Annotated in this window: 3 protein-coding genes; 1 reads left to right on the top strand and 2 read right to left on the bottom strand. The window is 41.9% G+C overall.

Annotated features, from left to right (window positions below; translation table 11 throughout):
- Positions 1–29: 29 nt before the first annotated feature.
- Positions 30–1,841, bottom strand: a complete 1,812-nt coding sequence (locus Q0K80_RS09930) for an FAD-binding protein (RefSeq protein WP_294605928.1) — start codon at positions 1,839–1,841, stop codon at positions 30–32.
- A 64-nt stretch (positions 1,842–1,905) separates the two neighbouring features.
- Positions 1,906–3,708 (bottom strand): FAD-dependent oxidoreductase, encoded by a 1,803-nt coding sequence (locus Q0K80_RS09925; protein ID WP_294605926.1) that lies wholly within the window; start codon positions 3,706–3,708, stop codon positions 1,906–1,908.
- A gap of 138 nt (positions 3,709–3,846) precedes the next feature.
- Here Q0K80_RS09925 and Q0K80_RS09920 point away from each other — a divergent pair.
- Positions 3,847–4,397, top strand: a 551-nt coding sequence (locus tag Q0K80_RS09920) for a LysR family transcriptional regulator (RefSeq protein ID WP_294605924.1), incomplete at its 3' end; no start/stop codon positions are given.

Here is a 4,397-nt window from a genome sequence, read left to right as displayed (position 1 = left end):
AGTGAATCCGTTTATTATAGCAGTGCCAGTTAATGTACTTTTTTCAATGCATCATTAACTGCACTTTTGACGGCTTTAGATGTGAGCGAGGCACCGGCTATTGCATCAACTTTAGTTGAGCCTGTTTGAATGATTTTAGCGAGAAGTGGCTTAATCACTTTTTGCCCAATTTCTTTAGTTTCACTCTGCTTAACTACATCAATTTGCGTAATTTTCTTAGTGTCCTGATTGACTGTTACTTTAAGGACTAATTCATTGCCCATCCCCTGATTGCTTTTACCTAAATACTGGTTAGAGGCAAGTTGATAATTAGTTATTTGCTCATCGCTAACTAAAAATTCAGGCGGCAGCAAGACTAGTTTATCAGTTAAATCATCCTGCTCGTTAGCGACATTTTCACCAGCAATTTTACCAAAGATTAGCAGTTCAGCAACATCTTGCCCTGCTTGATATTGGTTTGTTGTGATACTGCCAGCTTCACCAGCACCATATAATCCTCTGATTGCGGTGTTATTAGGACGAATAATTTCAGCTTTTTCATTGCGTCTAGGTCCACCTTGTGTATTTAAAGCGGCTGGCTGCAACTTGATGGCATAAAGTTTGCCATCGGTCAGAGGGCGCATAGTTGTCTTTTTTCGTCCAAAAGTATAGTCTTTGCCTAATTTGGCTAAAGTATTAAAATCATTGATTGTCTGTATAAAAACAGTTGGATCAAATTTTAGTTTAGTTGCCAAAGCACGATCAGTGTCGGCAACAATTGCCTTGTTTAAGGCATTTTGTAAAGCAGGGTCTTGAATCTGTTCAAGTTCTGCTTTTTGCTTTTCGTCAAAAATAATCCAAGACTGAGAAGTTAAGTAGGGATGTCTGCCAAAGCCGTGAATGAAAAGATAACCGGCTTTAGAATGTTGGTCTTCAGGGAAATAGCGGGTTCCATCATTGCCAACAACGAAGATACTGCCCGTGTAAAGCTGCGGCCAAGTAAAAGATAAGGTGCCACGTTCACCTTTAGAAACGGCATAAGTTAATCCGTGGTAGAGTCCGCCACCGTTAAAAACGCTAGTGTGCCATTGATCAGCACCGACTTCAAGGCTTAGGTTAATGGCATCGCCTTTATTATAAAGGGTGCCCAGTGGCACCATTTTTGGTACGCCTAAATAATCCTGGATTCGCTTTGGATCGTTTTCAAAACCACCAGCCGCTAGTACAACTCCTTTTTTGGCATGAACAGCAATTTCTTGCCCATTTCGGCGAATCAAGGCACCAACTACTCGGCCAGCAGAGTTTTGAAGTAAGTGGATAGCAGGGGATTTGTACCAAATTGTAATGTGGTCCAGCCGCTTTAAAACCTCATTCCTGAGGACTTTCCATAATGCACCATCTTCGATTTGCTTACCATCGTGTACAGTATAGAGGTTATATTCAGAAGCACCCGGATAATCTGGATAGTCTGGAAAATCGCCTTGAACTGATTGAACTGCTGGGCGATCCGGATGATCTAAAAAGCTGAACGGCTCAACGTGAAGATATTTTCTTAAATAATTCGGCATATTGGTAACGCCATTAACAAACGTATCCATCACTTTTTGGTCTAGGGTGAATGGGGCAGTCATTTTGGCATAGTACTTTTGATAGGCCTCTTTACTCTTAGTCCCAGCAATCATCTGGCCACAGTAACGGGTATTGCCGCCTTCATGACCAGCTGGGGCGACATCAGTTAATAAGACTTGGCAGTTGTGATCGGCAGCAAATCTGGCAGCAGTGGCACCGGCGCCACCAAAGCCAATTACAATGACATCATAATCAGCTTGCCAAGTAAAATCTTGTAATTGTGTAGTTAACATTTGTGAATTCCTTTATTAATTACTTGAATAGCAGTAATCACAGCCGCTATTCATGAAATTTTTTCTATTCTAAGCCAAGAATGGACTTGGCTGCTCGTCGTCCTTGGTGAATAATGCCGCCGATAGCTGTTCCTGAGCCGGGATAGTATGATCCGATCCAGCCGCCAGCATTGAGTCCTGCGGCGTAAAGCCCATTAATCGGTTGATTATAAACATCGAGTACGTTGCATTGTTGATTAATTTTGAGACCACCAATAGCGCCAAGATTGCCCGGCGTGTTGCGGTAAGCATAATAAGGTGCAGAAAAAGCAGCAAGTCCAACTGTTCGGCCATATTCTGGATCACGACCAGTGGCAGCATTTTTGTTCCACGTGGAAACACTCGCACGTAAATTTTCAACTGGTATGTTAATTTTGGTTGCTAGTTCTTCAAGAGTAGCCGCCTTAATCACAAGCCCTTTTTTGACATCACGCAGTAATGTTTCCTCATTCCATGGACTGGCTTTTCCTGCGATTGAGTCTTGCCCAAAGATTTGGTAAGTTGGCTTATTTAACTGCTTTTCTTGGTTAAAGATTGCCCGAAATTCATAGGCATAGGTAGCATCTTCGTTGACGAATCTTAAACCATTGCCATTGACAAAAATTGAAGGAATCGTTGGTACTCGATCATCGGTTCCGTTGCCAGTTCGGGCATCAAAGTCAATGGTACCGCCAAAGCCAGTTACGGCTGCACCTGCTGCCATCCCCATGATAATGCCGTCACCGCGGTCAGTAGGGACAGACCAGCAATGATGGGCCTTAACATCCTCATAGTGCTGCGGGCTAAGGTCTTTTGCCAGTGCAAGATTCTGGTCGATTGAAGCTGTGGCTAAGATAACGCCACGTCTTGCTCTTAGGTACTTGAGCGTGTGATTTTGATTCTCAGTAACGACACCAACAACCTTGCGCATATCATCGGCACCACTCACAATCAGTCCAACAACAGCGGTGTTGTAGGTAATGTTAGCACCGTGAGCTAGGGCATATTTAAGTAAATGTTGCGTAAGAATAATGCCGTTGCCGCTAGCTCCACCACCTTCATAGACATGGATACGATCAGCGAAATATTGTTTGGCGTAAGGAATTTCCGTGTGTCCATATACATTGGTCCACTTGATTCCCATCTGAGCTAACCACGCAATATTAGCGGGCGAGTTTTGGGTAAAATCGTGAATTAGCTCTGGGTATACGCGGCCTTCGCCTGCAGCTAGGTATTCCTGTTCATGCTTTTGGGGCGTATCATCTTGATAATCAGTGGTTTCTTTTTGCAATTTTGTTCCTGCTGCCTGAATAACTCCACCGGAATAGTTCGTTGTTCCACCAGCAATTCCCTGCTTTTCGATGACCATCACGGCAGCATTATTTTCGGCTGCGGTGGCAGCAGCAGCCAAACCCGCACCACCAGAGCCAACCACGATTAAATCATATTCACCGTCATAGTTATCAATGTCGCAAGCGGTAATTGTTTCCTTAAGTAGAGGATAATTGGCTAATTCCTGAACTTGGTTATTCGGCGTGTCTGACTGGGAAGCACCCGTAGCAGTATCGGTATCATCAGCTATGTCTATTCCGCTTGCTTTATTAGCTGCCTTAATGGCCGCTGTCCGCAATGCACCAGTGGAAATTGAGGCACCAGAGATTGCATCTACATCAACCGTTTTTGTTCGGTTAGCATTGGCAAGCCAAGTAGTAATGCCGGCGGCACCAATTGTGTTGGGCATGACATTTTCGGCCCAGATACGCTTAATTTTGCCAGTAGTTTCATCAACATCAACCACCGCTTTTATTTGGTTATGAAATCCCTGTTCTTCTGCACTGTATTGACTCATTAGTATTACCTCGTATTTCGTCTTTTGTTCTAACAAGTAGCTAATTATGATAAAAATTAACTTTTACAGCAAAATTATAGATGATATATATCTATAATAGAAATAGAAGTATTTTATGCTTAATAAGGAAAAACAATTATGGAAATTAATAAACTTAGGGTTTTTGTAAGTGTGATTGAAACGCAAAATTTCACGCGGACAGCGCAAAATTTACATCTTAGCCAGCCGAGTGTTAGTTATATTATTAAAGCCATTGAGGATGAAGTTGGCCAGCAATTATTTATTCGTAATAAAAGACGCGTTGTGCCAACAAAAAATGGCTTGATTTTTTATAATCAAATCAAGCCACTAATTAATAAATATTACTTAGCTTTGCAAAGCATTCAGATTAATGAAACTCAAGAAGCTAATATCATCAATATCGGTTGTGCAGTTACACCTTATCATATCAAGACTATTCCGGACTGGATAAAGAAATTTAGTTTGAAATATCCAAAAGTAAAGTTCAATGTCACCATCTTGGATCATAACAAGCTAAAGCAGTACTTAGAAAATGAAGATATTGATATCTTTTTAACCAGTGAGGGTGATGCCAAAGATCTAAAAGGGACTACTTTTTATCCGCTGATGACCGATCACTTTTTTGCGCTTGTTCCACAAAATAATCCCCTAGCAAGTAAACGTCAATT

Origin of the sequence: uncultured Lactobacillus sp. (assembly GCF_945290125.1) — a bacterium.
Taxonomy (GTDB): Bacteria; Bacillota; Bacilli; order Lactobacillales; family Lactobacillaceae; genus Lactobacillus; species Lactobacillus rizhaonensis.
Note: the sequence above shows the minus strand (reverse complement) of the source record. Positions and strands in the feature narration are given on the sequence as shown.